Source organism: Bacteroides sp. MSK.20.82 (genome assembly GCF_019052485.1).
In the GTDB taxonomy this organism is placed as follows: domain Bacteria; phylum Bacteroidota; class Bacteroidia; order Bacteroidales; family Bacteroidaceae; genus Bacteroides; species Bacteroides thetaiotaomicron.
In genome coordinates this window covers 84,109-101,784 of sequence record NZ_JAHQUN010000006.1, presented here as the reverse complement: position 1 = coordinate 101,784, position 17,676 = coordinate 84,109, and the positions used below count along the sequence as shown (strand labels likewise).

General features: G+C 40.5%; 9 protein-coding genes. All 9 read right to left on the bottom strand.

The features are described 5' to 3' along the window. Positions 1–25: 25 nt before the first annotated feature. Positions 26–2,575, bottom strand: a complete 2,550-nt coding sequence (locus tag KTR07_RS08340) for a zinc-dependent metalloprotease (protein WP_008767505.1) — start codon at positions 2,573–2,575, stop codon at positions 26–28. 19 nt (positions 2,576–2,594) lie between these two features. Then, positions 2,595–3,494: a hypothetical protein gene (locus KTR07_RS08335; protein ID WP_008762888.1), complete on the bottom strand. Its 900-nt coding sequence runs from the start codon at positions 3,492–3,494 to the stop codon at positions 2,595–2,597. A 6-nt stretch (positions 3,495–3,500) separates the two neighbouring features. Then, positions 3,501–4,967, bottom strand: coding sequence for a RagB/SusD family nutrient uptake outer membrane protein (locus tag KTR07_RS08330; RefSeq protein ID WP_016269236.1), 1,467 nt, complete (start codon positions 4,965–4,967; stop codon positions 3,501–3,503). 12 nt (positions 4,968–4,979) lie between these two features. Continuing rightward, positions 4,980–8,528, bottom strand: a complete 3,549-nt coding sequence (locus KTR07_RS08325) for a TonB-dependent receptor (RefSeq protein ID WP_011108737.1) — start codon at positions 8,526–8,528, stop codon at positions 4,980–4,982. Positions 8,529–8,561: 33 nt separating this feature from the next. Next, positions 8,562–9,746: a FecR domain-containing protein gene (locus tag KTR07_RS08320; protein ID WP_074857592.1), complete on the bottom strand. Its 1,185-nt coding sequence runs from the start codon at positions 9,744–9,746 to the stop codon at positions 8,562–8,564. 198 nt (positions 9,747–9,944) lie between these two features. Beyond that, positions 9,945–10,514, bottom strand: a complete 570-nt coding sequence (locus KTR07_RS08315) for an RNA polymerase sigma-70 factor (protein ID WP_055219211.1) — start codon at positions 10,512–10,514, stop codon at positions 9,945–9,947. Positions 10,515–10,776: 262 nt separating this feature from the next. After that, positions 10,777–13,383, bottom strand: a complete 2,607-nt coding sequence (locus KTR07_RS08310; protein ID WP_055300103.1) for a zinc-dependent metalloprotease — start codon at positions 13,381–13,383, stop codon at positions 10,777–10,779. 8 nt (positions 13,384–13,391) lie between these two features. After that, positions 13,392–15,974 (bottom strand): zinc-dependent metalloprotease, encoded by a 2,583-nt coding sequence (locus KTR07_RS08305; protein ID WP_011108733.1) that lies wholly within the window; start codon positions 15,972–15,974, stop codon positions 13,392–13,394. Between the two features lie 65 nt (positions 15,975–16,039). Further along, positions 16,040–17,671 carry a PKD-like family lipoprotein gene (locus KTR07_RS08300; protein WP_055219209.1) on the bottom strand — a complete coding sequence of 544 codons (1,632 nt, stop codon included), beginning with the start codon at positions 17,669–17,671 and terminating at the stop codon, positions 16,040–16,042. Positions 17,672–17,676 lie beyond the last annotated feature (5 nt).

The following is a 17,676-nucleotide window of genomic DNA, read 5'->3' as shown; positions in this document are numbered from 1 at the left end:
GCCCCCAAGTATCTAAGAGAGATAGTTATTGTTCCGTTAACGCTTGCTTTATTTTAAAGACAAGACTTTGATAATGTGCCCGGGTAGTAGCATCACCCGTATTTACTTTGCTTCGCAGCAAACTATAGCTATCCATTACCTTCTGATAAATAGCCGGATTCTTAACCATATCCACACTTCCGAGCGGGTTGAGTTCAAAGCCGGCTTTCGTCCAATCGACATTATCCGTAAGCAGTTGTTTCTCAACTTCATTCAAGTCTTTAAATGAGAATGGAGAAGATTTTTGTTTCAGCATTCCTCCTTCTTTCAACAACTTTTCCACATAAGTAATTTGCAGGTTACGGTCGTACATATTCAACCGGGCACCGGATATAGTTTTCTTCCACACAAAATCATAAATATCATCCATATATTCAGCAAAAGTATAAGCCTGTTTGGGATATAACTCCTCATACAAAACAAGACTGGATGTAATGTATGTGAAGAACAAACGATTCATAATGATTGACTGCAAAGTACTTGGCGAATAAGTCGGACCGGTATACTCAATCACCTTCTTGTCAAGTACCCATTCGGGTAGTTCCATCATAGTTTCCATAATAAACTTCAATGCCTCCTTCTGTTCAGCTTTCGGCACAAAACGGATAACAGGCTTTTCGCTGTCCCGTCTCGGCTCATCAAAATAAATTCCACCGATGGACACCATGGCATGCAGTAAGTAGCGTTGCATCTGCATAATCACTTCCTGATATGATTCCGTCAAGCGTTCATATTGATGATCATCTTCATAGGTCCATTCCGGCAGGTTTTTCATGATAAGTTTCAGATTCTTTAAGCCATATCTTCCTGCCTTCACGGCATTATCACCCAAATCCTCAGATTTACAAGAAGGATCGACCTCATTAATAAAAGGCTGCGGACCGTATTTGTACATCGGATCATTCTCTTTCTCTTTGATCCACTTGTTTAAAGTAGCTTTCTCATCTTCAGGAGATGCCGCATCAAATATAGGTTTATATCCCCATTTGATGGCAAACTTATCATATACACCCAAAAGCGGAGGAGTCAGAGCAACTCCTTTGTCTTCCGGCTGAGCTACATAATTATAGCGCGTATAGTCCATGATGGACGGAGTTGTACCATACTTCTGAGTGAAAGTGGCCGAACGGAGCGAATCTACCGGATACGAATAAGATGCACCAAAGTTATGCATCAGTCCCAGGGTATGTCCGATCTCATGCGCTGCTACATAACGTAACGAGCTTCCCATCGTCTCGTCATCAAACACAGCCTTGCGTACTTTGGGGTCAACAGTAGCAGTCTGAACAAACCGCCAGTTATGCAACAACTTAATGATATTTGAATAAAACAAGACGTCGCCCTGAATGATTTCACCCGAACGAGGATCGGCACAGGAAGGTCCCATTGAATTTTGTATCGGAGTGGTAATCATTCGGTAGCAGCTATAACGAATATCATCCGGATCAAAGTTCGGATCATCCTTCGGATAGTCTTTCGCTACAATCGCATTCTTAAATCCTATTTCCTCAAACGCAACCTGCCAGTCTTCTATTCCTTTCTTTATGTAATCTCTCCACTTGTCGGGGATAGCAGTATCAACGTAATATACAATCGGCTTCTGAGGTTCCACCAACTCACCTTGCTTATAACGTTCCAAGTCTTCTGGTTTTGGTTGCAAATCCCATCGGTTGATGTAAGTAAGTTCTTGCAAACCATCTTTCTTTTCAGTATAAAACCGCTTGCTTTCATCAAAATAACCGATACGCGAGTCTCCATAACGAGGACGCATAATTTCCTCCGGCAGCAAAATAATATTACGCGTCATGGTTACAGTGAACGGTCCTCCGTCAACAGTATAACTCATCAGCGTCTTGATGTTTATATTCAGCGGAAAACACTTCATTCCCAGAATAGTCGATTTGGAAGAAGCAAGACTTCCCTTCAGTGCTTTTCTCTTCATCAATACATCCATTATATTTTCCGAACGAAACGGGCTGAATTCGGGTACATCCGTTATGAAAAGCGAACTCATATCGATGACATATGCTGAAGAGTCCGGTGAAAGACTTTCTATCTTATATGCTTCCCAAATAGGGTCTGAGAAGTTGCGCTGAAAAGCAGCATACATATTGGAAGTGGTGTCACACAAATTGCGCACCATCTTTTTGTGCATGTAGATTTTCTTTTTATCTGCCGAGAAAGTTACCAGTACCGGATTGCGTGGCATTTGTCCGGCAGCTATATCTTTATTGTTACTGGTACTCGATACTCTGGACGCAATCATAAAATCGCGTCCCATCAAGTCTTTAGGTATTTCGAAATAATACTTATCCTTAACGATGTGTACCTTAAACATGCCATCAATCGTCTTGGCTCCTTTCAGTAGTTTTTTGTATTCGGTCATACTACTCTTTGTGGAATCTTTTGCCGCCGGCTGCTCTGTTTCCGCTTTTGCTTTCTTCTTTTTCTTTTTAAAAATCTGACTTTCGGCATTAGCAGTTACCGCTCCGGCAGTTAATGCTCCTACAAGTAATAAGGTGAAAATTTTGTTCATATCATGCTGTTTTTAAGTTCTATAGTTCCAGTTTGGACAGATCGAATCCGTTTTCAAGCATAGCTTCCCGAATCACATCATACTTCTTCTTCATTACCGGATATTTATCGCAGATTTCCTGAATCTCGGCAGGAGTTTTCTCAAAGACGAAATTCATCCATTGCGCAAGGTCTTCACTCTTTAAAGGAGCATAAATGGAATTAAAATCCGGCCAATCTTCATCAATATAGGAATTCTCAGAATAAGTAATCACCCCATACTTATAAAAATCGATTTCATTAGGGTCCGTTCCTTTAAAACGATACCAGTTCGGGTCGTACAATTTCGGTTCAACTTCTTCACTAGCTTCATAAAAAGCATCTGAAATAGTAAACAATCCTCTGACTTCCGACATATACTTTGCCCAAAAGCTGGCATTCACATCTGCTCTGATTTTCACAAACTCCTCATCGGTCATTGTTTTCAAAGAAGATGATACATTACCTAAAGCTATAAAGCTGCTACTAGCATAGCAATTCATGATGGTTGTCTCACCATAAGAGGCCATCCGGACCTCTTCAGATAACAATATAGAAAAAGGTAAATTCTTCTTTAAAAAACTATCCGAGTACAAATTCAATAATACCTTTTGCAAAAACTCAATCCCTTCATCAATAATCTCCTGCTTTTGTTCGGGAGCAGTTATTTTAATTCCGTTATTCGCTGTAAAGTTGAATTTATAATCAGCCTCAGTCGGATTGGTTATAATCACAGTCTGATATTTCTGATAAAACTGGTATATAAAATGCTGTGTCGGATCTGACGGGTCATCTGTCAAAATGTTATATTTATCCGGTTGCTCAGGAACGATTAATGCATCTTCATGATAACAAGAAGACATACCTGCCAACATACAAATTAATAATATAAGTTTCTTCATAATTGATCAATTATTAACAGGTTCACTATTCGGACGGTCGAATATTTCTATTTCCGTATTTCTCTCTCTTTCGCTCTTAGGAATCGGCAACACGTATGAGCCTTTCTCTTTCAGTTCGAAGACATCTCCTGCTCCCTCGTTCTCCTTTGAACTGTAAGTATGCGTAAGAGGAGGGCAGCCATATCTGCGCAAATCAAACCAGCGGAATCCTTCAAACGCCAGTTCTCTACGACGTTCCTTACGTACGGTTGCTACAATTCCGTCTTCATCAACAGCTAACGGCGGAGTTCCCGGTTTCATTCGATTTTCACGGAGCTCATTTAAGTCAGCAAGAGCCTTGTTCGTATTGCCAAGTTCAGCAAAAGCCTCAGCACGATTCAGATAAGCTTCCGAAATACGTAAGGCGTTGGCATAGACTGTAGCAGAATTTTTAGTCCACTTAATAGGTGTATAGACACTATACTGTTTGTTAGTAGGTCTGGTCTGGTTGCCGATTGTATTCTTGAAATAATTCGTAAGACGCAAATCATCTTCCGAATATAGCGCTAGTAAATCATCAGAAACCACCAAATTCCCCGTATACCTGAAATCTTCTTTCATATGCGTCTCAAGTGATGTAAGTCCGTAGGATAACAAGATTTCTTTGTTAGCAAGAGAAAAGAAATAGTGGTCCTTTTTTTCCTGAAGTTTGTAAAGTGGCTGAGTCGCGACCTTAAAGACCGAGTCACAATAAAGAATGGTCTCATCATATTTCTCCTGAAAAAGAGCAATACGTGATGCCAATAGATAAGCACTCGGCAAGTTAGGACGGAAAATAGTTTTCTCACCTCCTATAGCCTTAAAACACTGGATAGCCTTATTAATGTCTTCTTCCATTTGGGCATAAACAGCTGCATTCGTGGCCCGCTTCATCATCTTATCTGATAAGCCGATTTCTTTATTGAGCGGTACACATAAGTCTTCATTTGCCGTAGCAGGATGATAAGGCTTTCCATACAAATTAGCAAGCATAAAATACGAGAAAGCCCGCATGAAATAAGCTTCACCTGCTAAATCCTGACGTTCCATATCCGTCCCGTTCATGGTATAAAGCTGGTCCAGTATGATATTAGTCATCAATATCTTATGATAATAGACTGTCCATGCAACATCCGGCGTAAGTTCATTTGAAATTCCCACTTCCGGGTTTCCCTGCCACGTATAATATGCCCAAACATATTCTCTGAAATCATTAGAAATGACTTGTGGTCTGGTTCCATAGTAACATTGGTCTTTCACATCGTCTGTCATATATTCCAGATAAGGATGAGGTATGTCTTTTTCATTCGTTTTCATTACCTCACCGAAGAACAGTTCCTTGTAATCCTTCACCGATCTGGGTATCATCAAATCTTGTGAACTTTCTTCCAAAAAGTCACTGCACGACGATAATGTGCAGATAAACAATATGATATATAAATTGTACTTTTTCATCATCATTCATTATTAAAGAGTAATATTAAAGCGAAGTGAGTAAGAACGCTGCGGTGGTATACTTCTTGAGCCAAATCCAATCTGTTCAGGGTCTCTGCCCTTCAGCGCTTTATCTTTAATGACAAATACATTACCCATATCAAAGCTGACACTTGCTCCTTTCAGATAGACAGGTTTCAACCATTCACGTTTAAAATCATAGCGAATAGACATCGAACGGCATCTGAGGAAACTGCCTGAAACTACACGGATATCACTCTTATTATACATATCCCATCCATTATCCGCAATACGATAGGTCACATCCTTATCGTTGATCTGCAAACTCTTATCCGATAAAACCGGTATAATGGTTCTGTCTTCATCACCCGGCTCTCTCCAACGATTCACAAATTCACTGGACATATTCTGGTCCGGATAAGGAAGCCGCTGTCCGGAGGACTCATACAAATCGTTCAAGCGCATTTTATTACCAAAGCTGAATGAGAATAACGCATTAAATGTAATATTCTTATATTTCAAATAAGTAGAGAATCCACCGGTCAGATCGGGTTCACGTTTTCCGGAAAGAACAAAAGCACGGTCATACATCTCCTGCAAAGAATGAACCACAGCATTTCCTTCTTCATCTTTCTCATTAATATCCTTAAATGTAGGAAAACCCTGATCATCCAGTTTATCAAATTTATAAGAATAGAAACTATTTATCGCATTGCCATTGCTCACTAATGTTCCTGCAATATAGTCTTGCCAAGTGATCGCTGAGTTCCCGGCATTCAACACTTTATTGTAGTTTTTACCTGTATTGAATGATAAACTCCACATCCAGTCCCGGGTCTGAATCGGAACAAAAGAAACAGCCAAATCCCAACCTTTATTCTCAACATCACCATCATTAATGGAGACACTTGACGCACCTGTAGAAGGAGCTACGTTTTTCGTAACCACCTGATCTACTCCCTTTTTATAATATACATCAAGCGATCCATAGATTCTGTTATTCCAGAATGCCCAGTCGATTGCAATATTATACGAATTGGTTTTTTCCCACTTCAGTTTATTATTCGGCAGCTTATACAATGTTGAAATATACTCCTGTGGCATTGATTCCAATGTCCCCAAACTAGCAATCAAGTTAGGGGTCTGATCCGGATGCACGTTACCTTGTATACCGTATGAGGCACGAATTGCCAGATCATTCAGGAAATCGACGTTTTTCATAAACTTCTCATTGATGACATTCCATCGTGTAGACACTGACCATATCGGCAGAAAACGAACGCTCTTGCTCTGGCCGAACTTATTAGAACCGTCAGTACGTATATTGAAGTTCAGAATATAGCGACTGTCATAAACATAAGCAGCCGTAGCATATAATGAAATCACATTATTCTTTGTATCGGTCACCACATCCGGATGACTCTTTACCAAAGCACCGTATCTTTTCCAGACTGTCGGGTCAATATCAACAAACTTTTTACCTCTTTCGGGCAAATAACCATATTGTGTAGAGCTTAATCCGTCATATTTTGAAGATCTGACTTCTTGTCCGATGCTTCCGGAAACTTCATGTTTTCCGAAACTTTGCATCAATGACAGGCTATTTCTCCATGTATAAGAAGTATTACGTGTATTGGTCGTCATCAACTCTCCTCCAAACGGAAGCAGACAATATCTTTCTGCAAATTCGGAATCTTCAATGGGATTCGGCAACATCTTCCCATAGGGACTTTGTCGCATAGAAGAAATATAATATGATTGTTCATCACCCCAGTTTTCTTGTGTCACGTTGCTTCTGGACAGTCCTAATATGGATGAAAACCTCATCCATGAAGCAACCTTCCAATCCAGATTGACAGCTACATCTATAGCGGAATTATCATTCTTGTTTCCTGTATGATTCAGTTCGTTCATGATATTGTAAGACAATACTCCGTTACGTCCAGCCTCATTCGCATAGAAATACAACTCATTAGAAGCTGTCCGAAGTGGAATAGCCCGTGAAGTATTATAAGCATACTCATACACATCAATGGAAGTATGAGGATGTTCAGCTTTGGAAAGCGAACCGCTAACCTTTAATCCCAAATGTATATTCCGGTTAATTCTGGTATTTATTTTAGCCAGTACGTTATAGCGCTCTAACCCTTCCCCTATCGTCACACTGTTATTATTCGCATATCCCATGGACATATAATAATTACTCCGGTCATTTCCACCTGTAATGGATACCGAATGCTGATGTGTAAATGCTGTACGGAACAGCAAGTCATACCAGTCGGTATTTAATCCTTTCAGGGTCTTCACCTGGTTTAAGAATTCCTGATAAGTAATATCCTTATTCCACAGATGTTGCAATGCCCCTTCATAGCCAATATCCGAAGGTTTGTAACTTCCGAAAGATAATCCTCTCTCCTGCATTTCGATAGACATATCAATTCTGTCGGCAGAATTCATCCGAAACATTTTATCGTAAGTAGGAGGAGCTGTTATCCCCAATGTAGCGGTATACGAGATACTCGGTTTCTGGCTTTTTCCTTGCTTGGTAGTGACCACAATAACTCCATTGGCCGCTTTGATACCATAGATAGCAGTAGCACTAGCATCTTTCAGAATATCCACACGTTCAATATCTTCCGGATTGACCGAACCGATGGCATTTCCGATCAGATTTATCTTATCCGGACTGTTCAGCTCCTCTGTAGAGATATTGACAGGTTCTTCCAGAATAATTCCATCGACTACCCATACCGGTTCTCTATTTCCTGTAATAGAGGAAGATCCCCTGATTCTGATCTTAGGAGCAGCTCCCGGAGTAGATGACATATTCATCACGGCAACACCCGGCAGGCGTCCCTGCAGCATTTTGTCGATAGACAGATACTCTCCACCAATCAGATCAGCTCCCTTTATAGAGGATATAGAGCTTGCCAACTTGCGTCTGTCAATCTCCTGATAACCTGTTACTACAACTTCATCGATTGACTTTACATCCGATTTCATCACGATTGTCATAGGTTTAGTACCGGCAACTTTTACTTCCTGTACAATCATTCCCAAATACGAGACAATCAGGACAGGCTCTTTCTGATGGAACAAATTAATAGAAAACTTACCTTCATTATCAGTTATCGTCGAATGCTCCGTTTTAGAGAGTTTTATATAAGCTCCCGGCAAGGGCAACCCTCCCTCATCAACCACAACGCCCGTAGCCGTGCGGACATTCTCTTTAGGTTGCTGATATACAATGGTTACAATATTTCCTTCTATCTCATAACTGTATCCGGTATTTGCCAGCACTTTGTTCAGCACCTCACTAATAGGCTGACTATTGCTTTGAATAGTGATACGAGGCATATTCTTCACTTGCTCCGTACTATAAATAAAGTTCAGGCCAGTCTGTACTTTTACAGCATCAAAAAATTCTTTAACTGTTGCAGATTTAAGATCTAAGGATACCCTCATTGCATTAGATTGCGATGCAGCCAACACCGGTGTAAACAACAAGGAAATAATACAGAGAAACATGATAATGCGTTCTCGAGCTCTCTTTTTTTGCATGTCGTCCTCCTTTTTTAATAGTAGTTAATATGTTTATTTCTTTATAATTATGGTCTTCCCCTGTATTTCCATTTCCAGATGAGTCACCCGCTGTATCGCTTTCAATATGGGCTCTATTGAGCCGTAGCGATCAATATCTCCTGTAAAACGTATCTTCTTGGTATCTTCCGATTCGAATACGATATCTTTGTTGTACCAACGTGATATTACATTCATCAGACTCTCCAAAGAACAGTTATCAAAAACAAAGCGTCCACTGTTCCATGCGATATACGGTTCGATATCCACTACGCTAATTTGTACATCTTGCGTATCAGCCTGAAGAACCGCCAATTCCCCCGGTTTTATTTTATATTCCCCTCCCTGATTAGGAAGCACACTTACAGAACCTTTCACCAGCACTACTTTCGTTATTCCGGGCACATGTGTATTTACATTGAAAGTTGTCCCGTACTGCTTGACCACTCCATTCGCCGTAATGACACGGAAAGGACGCTTGCTATCCTTGGCTACCTGAAAATAAGCCTCCCCATCCAAATAGACCGTGCGAGTGGTAGTACCAAAATGTGGTGGATATTTCAACGTCGTATTATAATTCAGATGCACTCTGGTTCCGTCTTCGAACGTCATCCAGAATTCACTGTCATCATAAGTACTCAACTTATTATTTTCTACAACAGGAACCTCTTCCGATTCATTCATATCAGTCTTAGGGACAGACGGCTGAGCAACAGGAACCTGTTCCACCGAATCCTGTAACGGCTTAGCAGGCACTGATTTTAAATCCATCTTCTGTCCATTTGCCAAAACCAGCGTTGCCTTTTGTTTACCCATCTTCTCCGACCGGATCATAGCAATACGAACTTCATCCGAAATCACCGGCTGAGAATCCATCAGCCGCAAAGTCCAAAACCATATTGCAAAACCAATTATCGGCAATAAGAAAATTGCAGCATAGCGTCCTATTTTGATCCAACGAGCAGAACGAATAGAGAAATGCTTTTTCTGAAACCTTTCCCAAGCACGTGCCTCATCTACCTGGGCAAACTGTTTATACCTGTCAATCAAACAAGCCTCACGCATCAGACGATCATAGTTCTCTCTATTTTCTTGAGAACTATCAAGCCATGACTGCAACTGTTTTTTATCTTCTTCCGAAGCGTATCCCAGCAACTGATCATGGATAATAGAATTTATACTTCTTTTACGCTTTATCATATTATTTCAGGTTATTTATAGTAAAGACGACTAAGAAGAAAAAATGAGGGACAGGATTCTGAAGTTTTTTTATTCAAAAGATACTTTATTTACTTAGAAGACCGTTCTTTTTGTACAATAATCAAGAAAAACAACGAACATTTTGTTCATTGCAAACAGGTGTTAACAAGTAAAGCAGATTGAGTGTTATACTTCTTTTTAGAGAAATAACATTTGTAATAATAGAAAATGATAGGAGCCTAGTTTTTTTCTAAGGAAGGACATTGCTCTCTTCTTTTGAGTCTTCACAGTTTCAAGAGAAACATGGAGTGCAGTGGCAATTTCTTCGTTCTTCTTGCCTTCCATATACATCAAAAAAACTTCCCTGCATCGATCCGGCAGCGCATCAATTGTCTGAAGAAGCTGGCGATAGACTTCTTCACTAAAGAAGCCCTCTTCCTCCTCTTCCATCCTAAATGTAGTGGAATGACTATCAAGCATCTTCTGAAGATAGTTGCCTTCCACATCCTTATGTTTCAAATAATCCAAGGAAGCATTTCTGACAGAGTTATACAGATAAACCCTGAATGAAGCCAGAGACCGGAAAAACATCTTTTTCTCCCAAATAGTGGAGAATAACTCCTGGACAATATCTTCTGCAGATTCTGAATCTCCGACAATTGTTATTGCATAGCAAACCAATGCTTTATAATAATTCTTATAAAGCAGTCGGAAAGCAGCCGCATCCAACTTATTAATTTGTTCTATGGAAATCTCATTGTTAGTCATTTCGGGAGTTTTGCGCCAAAAATACAAATTAAATAATAATGTTCTATACAGAAAGACTGATATTTTTCTCTCAGGCAATCTAGTTGTATGGTACTTTCCAAAAGATATCCGCCTATAAAAGATTCACCCGGATTTACATTCGACAATGTAAACCCGGGTGAAAAATGCTCAATATTGCATAGAAGAAATCTTTAAAAATATCTCTTACAATATTGTTTTCATAGAGACAAATTAATTAAGAGAGAGTTTATGTAATAGAGATTTATTCAATTTCCGTAGCTTTATTGATGCGGTAGATCAACAGGTCATAATGAGAACGATCTGCCTCAGGAGCCGTCGAAATTGCTTTCTTGAGCATGTCTTTCGTACGCATCAACAAGTCAAAATAGTAAGCAGCTATTTTTGTCTGGTTGGTATAGATCGGCGGAATTGAAGAAAAGCCTGCTACTTCTTCTGCATTTTGCAATGAATACATCTTCATATCCACCTTTCCGCCATTTCTCAAAGCAGCCAGATTGATCTCCGGTTTGCCGGTAGCCGCAAATCCTGTTTTTGAGGCTTTGAAACTACCAATAGGCGCAGTTGCTGTCGATGTTGAAATAATACTTTCCAGAAACGCTGTCTGTAGTGCTCTCTCGAAATTCTCCAACGGACGATGCTTCAAGACACCTTCCCAAACAATTCCATAGATATCATCCAGATATTCCGAAGCAGTATATGCTGCATCCGGGAAGCGTTCTGTACAAACCTCGACATAAGGCAGACGTCCGAAAATACCATTAAAGATATCCAAACGTAAACGGTCAGCCTTCTTATCTGAAATTTCAAATTCATTCAAATGAGCGGTATCGTCCACCCAATCCAGATTCTTTGCCAGTTCCAATGCTTTACTCAAAGCTGCTTTCTGTTTCTCACGATCTACCATTGAGTAACTTGGTATCGCATCCTTCTCGCGAATATCATTCAAGTAAATACCGCCAATATAACTCAGTATTGCATAAATACGCCCGCTCAGTCTTTCACTAAGGGCAGAGTGTACACGTCTGCGCATTAAAAAATCGCGGTCTTCCTTGGCAAACCAACTATAATAGTTTTCAAATCCTTTGCGAACATTAGGAAGCATATAGTCGAATGATTTCAAATGGTCATCTCCCAGACTTCCGCGACTATTACGAGGATCAGAATCAAAACGTGACTGATTACGTATATAAGCATAATATGGGTCTCCCGTATGTTCACGAATCCAGCTATCCAATGTCTCTTTTTCTTCCTGTAATGAAGAAGCATAGATAGGCTGATATAAATATTTAATCACCAGTTCGTCATATGGACCAGGCTTTGTATTAACCAGACACACTCCATTACGAACATCCTCCTCCGTAGCTACGTCATTAATGATTACGCCTCCCATAACAGAAGAAGCGAGACCATACTTTTGAGTAAAGCTTGCCGAACGCAACGAATCCACCGGATAAGCACAGGAAGCTCCCCAGTTCATTGTTAGTCCCAGTCCGGTTCCTACAGCCTGAGCAATAGCAGCCTGAATCAACTCACCCTGTATCTCCTGCGGGAAAACAGTAGTACGCACACGAGGATCAATAGCAACAGTGGCCCCTATACGGTCAGCATACTGAACACTGATCATATTTGCATTAATCAGAATAGACGCATTCAATATTTCACCGGTACGTGTATCTGAGTGTATCGTTGTCTGTGCCGAATTCAGCCAAGAAGCCGAATAACGTATTGTCATACAGTCAAAGCTGTTTGCATTGAACAATGTGTCATTCTTCGGGAATTCTTTCACACAAATAACATCTTTAAAGCCGATCTTCTCAAATGCCTTATTCCACGATTCCGCACCAGCCTTGATATACGGATTCCATTTGACAGGCATCAGACTGTCGATATAGAACACCAGTTGTTTGACTGGCCGAACCAGCTCGCCACGGCGATAGGCAGCAGAGTCGGAAGGCTCGATACGCCAACGTTTTGCATAGCGTATACTCTTCACTTCCTGAGTTGCCCCTGAATAATCACTTTTCAATTGTGTAGTCAATCCCAAACGTGAGTCAGCCAGGCGAGGAGTCATCGGCTCCTCGGGCAGAATACAAAGCATTTTAGTGACGACCGCTGTCAACGGTACGTCTTTGTACATATTGTATGCTCCCATCAGCGTATGGTCGACAGTATATGACAACTCTTCACGTACACTTATATGATTTTCTGAAGCCGATACACCCAAAATAGCAGATTTATCCGATTGCAGAGAATGATCGCGCGACACGAATCCATAGTATCCGTTAGCCGATGTCGAAGGGAAAGGTTTGGTAAAAGCAGATCCCTCCAAAAATAATCCCTTCATATCTACCACAAGTGCAGAACTATCCGGAGTGCAAGCCAATACCTTAAAGCTTTTGAAAATACCCGGATTATGCGCATTGTCCAACGCACGTGCGATATAAGCATCACCACTGGTATTTACCGGCTTACTCAATAAAGGCATACGTGCCACAAGAGTAGAATCGATCATCTCAAAACGGAAACGTACGTCGGTACCCCCTAACTGTCCGGGAGCTCCTTCACCACCGTCACTCGTATTTTCAATAGAAGAAGCAAACAGCATCTCACGGCCTAACATGGCAACCGGGAACTCCACATACACTTTCCCTTCCACCTTATGAATAGTCATCAGCCCGTGTGCTGTCTGAACTTTCTTATTCTTGAACAGCTTCTGATATGGTGTCAGATTTTCCTTCTTATCTTCTTTTTTCTTCTTTTTAAAAGGCCAGAAAGCATTTCCTTCCTGTGGCAGGCAACATGCAAAAAGAAGCAATAAACAAAGTATCTTACTATATCTATTTCTCATACTTCCTATCATTTTAATGCCTGGTCAATTTTGTACAACAATAAGCGGTAGTGGCGTTGTGTATCAGCCGAACCGGTAGAAGCACTTGCTGCAACCAGACTACGAACCTTCTTCAACTCACCGTAGTATATATGTTCCATCGGTTCGATCGGTGCTTTCAGATCTACATCATCATCAAATCCACTGATTTCCTCCAAACGGGCAGCCTGCATCTCACGAGGCTTGTTATTAAAACATCCCATAAATTCCTCCGAGATGATTCCGAAACGTTCGCGCGAAGCGGCTTTCAGCCATTCGGGCACTTCAATGTGAGCATACATATCTGCGATACCTTTACGGGTAGCATTCTTTGCAACCCCTGCAACCGAACCTTCAATCAGCTTCGTCAGATAATTCATCTGCAAACGCATTTCTGTTTCTGTCAAGGTTCTTCCGGCGCGGGTAGGAGCCCATACAAAACGTTCTATATCGGCAAGATATTCTTTCTGAGTATAAGGAGCTGATGTCGCCTTACCCGAACAGATAGCCACCGCACCACAACGAGACAAGATACCATCAATAATTGCATCTTCCATCTGCATGGCCACAGAAGTACGGATAGGGAATTCTTTCAGTGTTTCGCGTGCATCCAGCCACGAAAGGTCCTTCAGTTCATTCAATAAGAAATTCAGAGCCTTTTTTTGTTGTTGCTTCGATACAGTTTTAAAACTTGGGCGCTGATCACCGTCATAGCGTTCGTTCAGATAAATACCACCGATATCTCCCAAAACGAAAGTCAAATAACGTACGTAAGCATATACAATTTCATCATAAACAGCCGTGCGGAACTCAAAATCCTTATCCTTATCCGCTACCCAATCATTGATATGCTTTAGCAGATATTGCAAGTTGCGACGTCCATATTCAGAAGCTTTCACCGGGTCGTCTCCCAAATCTTCCTCTACTGAACTTGGGTCAAAACGACGTCTGAACTGTTGTTTACCATAGCGATATTTAACATCTCCAGACTTCTCACTGATCCATTTATCCAAGATAGGAATTTCTTCCTCTGCCGTTTTAGCCTCAAAGATCGGTGAATACAACCAGGCGATAGCGTAATAATCATACGCTCCCAGTTCCGGAGGAGTCAAACGCACGCCTCTCTCTTTATCACCCGGTTGAGCAATATAATTGTTACGGGCATAGTCCATAATAGAGTAAGTCGTACCAAACTCCTGAGTAAACTTCGGATCACGCAAAGATTCCACAGGGATAGAAGAAGAACCTGCCATATTGTGCATCAATGACAATGTGTGTCCTACCTCATGCGAGAGCACATAAGCGATACAATCTCCCAGCAAGTCTTCACGCAAAACAACATCACGTACTTCCTCATCAGCAGGGGCAGTCTGCAAGAAGCGCCAGTACTGAACCAACTGCACAATATTGTGGAATACCGTAACAGATGCATTAATGATTTCTCCGGAACGCGGATCTATCCAAGAAGGTCCCATCGCATTGGCCACCGTAGACGGAGCATAACGTATACAGGAATATTTGATATTCTCCGGGTCGAAGTTCGGATCATCTTTCGGGAAATCTTTTGCAATGATGGCATTCTTAAAACCGATCTTCTCAAATGCTTTCTGCCATACTTCAACTCCTTTATGGATATATTTATTCCAACTCAACGGAAAAGTATCATCAATGTAGAAAACAATAGGTTTCTTCGGCTCTACCAGTTCGCCACGGAGATAGGCTGCTGAATCCGATGGCTCCAGATTCCATCTGTGAGCAATGTGACGAGTACGCAACCCACGACCTTCGGAAGCAAATTCTACTACAGAGTGTTCAAAAATACCAATACGTGGATCAGCATAACGGGGACGCATCGGTTGTTCAGGCAACAGAATGAAGCTACGATTCATAACCGCAGTAAACGGCATTTTCTTCACTGCATAATTTCCCTTCATACCCACGCTGATTTTGTAGGTCAGTAAAGAACGTATACTCACATTATCCTCAAAGCCTTTGACTCCCTGAATAAATGAGCTTTCCTTCTCAAAATCCTTACTAATATCGGCTCCCATCATCTCCATCATTGAATATGGTGAGAACGGAGAAAGGTTCTTTTTATCGCTCAGCAGATAGTCTGTCATATCGAATACCACTGCCGTGCTATCGTTATTATATGCTTTGATCTCGAATGTTTCAGCGATTGCCGGCATGGTACTGCTTACCAAGCGCTTCTTGATTTCACGATCTTCAGAGAACTGACCTGCCTGTACACGACGCAATGTAATAGTTGAGTCGCGTTGCACAAAACGAATCAGAAAAGGATCACCTGACTTCTCTCCTACACAGCCGAACTGGTTATCGGTCGTTTCCACGATGGTAGAACCAAGTAGAATATCCCGATTCATCACCTTAATCGGCAATTCAAAGTAAATTTTATTGTCCAACTTGTGAAGAGTAATGAAACCTTTAGCCGTGGTGACTTTCTTGTCTTTAAACAGTTTGTCGTACTTGGTTTCCTTCTTCTCTTTCTTTGTAGTCGCTTCGGTGGAAGCTTTCTTCTTGTTTTTCTTCTTAGCCACAGCGGGGCTGATCATCGCCCCACATAGTGCAACCAGAAGAAGTAAATACAGTTTTTTCAAGGTTTTATCGTTTTAAAGTTTTAACTAAATGATTCATTCCAAGATTCTTTCCATTTATAACGAACTTGAATTATTCGTCCAAAATCTTTTTCATGGAATAACACAAATTTATTTTCGGCATCATTCACCTGAATTACTTTATTCTGTTGGATCACATATTTTTTTAGAGTATAATCCGAATTATCATCATCTCCTTTCAAAATATAAACATCTCCATTTTCCAAACCCACTATAATATATTTGTTATTAAAGCATTCAGCATCAATTGAAGTAATTGGAGAATCAAACTGGGCACATGTATATATCTTATTTCCATCCGTATAATAAAAATAAAGAGTCTCTCCTTTACTTATAAAAAGATAAGGAGCTTTATCTTGATTGCGGCAAAGATAAAAGCAATTTTTGGACGTTCCGTCAATTACTGAACTTAGCCCCTCAATCTCACTTTGAGATGTAAAGCTAGCGCCAACTTTAGTGACAGAACTACCTCCTCCATAAGCTTCTACCGTAAATTTCTGTATATAGAACCTGCCAGCTTTATCTTTAATAATAGACATATAAGAGACATCTCCCCAATCAACTAAACTAGCGCCTACAAAGTATACAGAATAATCCTTCATGTTATCTAACCTAGCATCAGAAGGACCATACTCATACTCCTCCACCTTCAAAGGTAGTACCTTTCCAGAATAGTTATAACCTTGCCAACTCTTATAATCAGCAATATGCAAATATTGCGAAGAATTTTTATCATAAAGAACCATACCTCCATGTTCATCAAAAGGAGCATAAGCAATCATGCTACCATCCACTTTTACCTTGCCTTCTTCATCAGATGTTAATGGTCGGTCAAGGAAATTACTAGAGTTAAACAATAAATTGCTATCTTTAACGCGGGTATAAATAGTTCCATCCTCACCAATTGCCATTGTGAGAAACTGCATATCAATAACACCTACCGGAACAAATCCTTCTGGATATGATTTACTAAGGAACATTTGAGACAATATCCCTTCTTGCTTATAACTGCTACCTGATATATCAACAGCTCCTTGACCACCCTTCTGTGCTACCCATAGCCAACTGGTTTTATCTTCTCCATCCCAGCGCTCTGTCCAGTGAGGATACATAGAAACAGGCTGTGTTCCCATCGGTACACCATTAATCATTTGATAAATATCACGTGTAACAACAGGCTTTAATATTCCCTCTTCAGTCTGTTCTCTCAAAAAAGCTAAAGTACTGATACCTTCTTTCTCAGAAAGTACTACCCAACCATTAGAGGCATAAGCAGAAGAAACAGAAATGTACGTGGAACCAAAATAGGTAACTCCTGTGTTATTATCCATTACAGCCAACCTCAGTTCTTTAGTACTAGCAATTGTATCAGCTACCCACTCTAGATCTCTAGTATCAGCTATGACATGTCCATCAAACGTCCATTCATATGATAAATCAGAGGATTCTTTTCCTAAAGTGAAAACCAATTTTGGTTTTGATGTCACTTTATCTCCTAACGCATACGAAGAACTTTCAGTCTCTACAGAAATCTCGATATCGTTCATTTCTCTATAATCATAATTTCCCTTATCCTCATAACAAGACGTGATGATCAAAAGGAACATTACAACAAATAATATCTTTATTTTCATATTTC

Excerpts from the sequence above, each read along its gene's own strand:
- KTR07_RS08340 (WP_008767505.1), bottom strand. The coding sequence starts at position 2,575 with ATGAACAAAATTTTCACCTTATTACTTGTAGGAGCATTAACTGCCGGA.
- KTR07_RS08335 (WP_008762888.1), bottom strand. The coding sequence starts at position 3,494 with ATGAAGAAACTTATATTATTAATTTGTATGTTGGCAGGTATGTCTTCT.
- KTR07_RS08330 (WP_016269236.1), bottom strand. The coding sequence starts at position 4,967 with ATGAAAAAGTACAATTTATATATCATATTGTTTATCTGCACATTATCG.
- KTR07_RS08325 (WP_011108737.1), bottom strand. The coding sequence starts at position 8,528 with ATGCAAAAAAAGAGAGCTCGAGAACGCATTATCATGTTTCTCTGTATT.
- KTR07_RS08320 (WP_074857592.1), bottom strand. The coding sequence starts at position 9,746 with ATGATAAAGCGTAAAAGAAGTATAAATTCTATTATCCATGATCAGTTG.
- KTR07_RS08315 (WP_055219211.1), bottom strand. The coding sequence starts at position 10,514 with ATGACTAACAATGAGATTTCCATAGAACAAATTAATAAGTTGGATGCG.
- KTR07_RS08310 (WP_055300103.1), bottom strand. The coding sequence starts at position 13,383 with ATGAGAAATAGATATAGTAAGATACTTTGTTTATTGCTTCTTTTTGCA.
- KTR07_RS08305 (WP_011108733.1), bottom strand. The coding sequence starts at position 15,974 with ATGATCAGCCCCGCTGTGGCTAAGAAGAAAAACAAGAAGAAAGCTTCC.
- KTR07_RS08300 (WP_055219209.1), bottom strand. The coding sequence starts at position 17,671 with ATGAAAATAAAGATATTATTTGTTGTAATGTTCCTTTTGATCATCACG.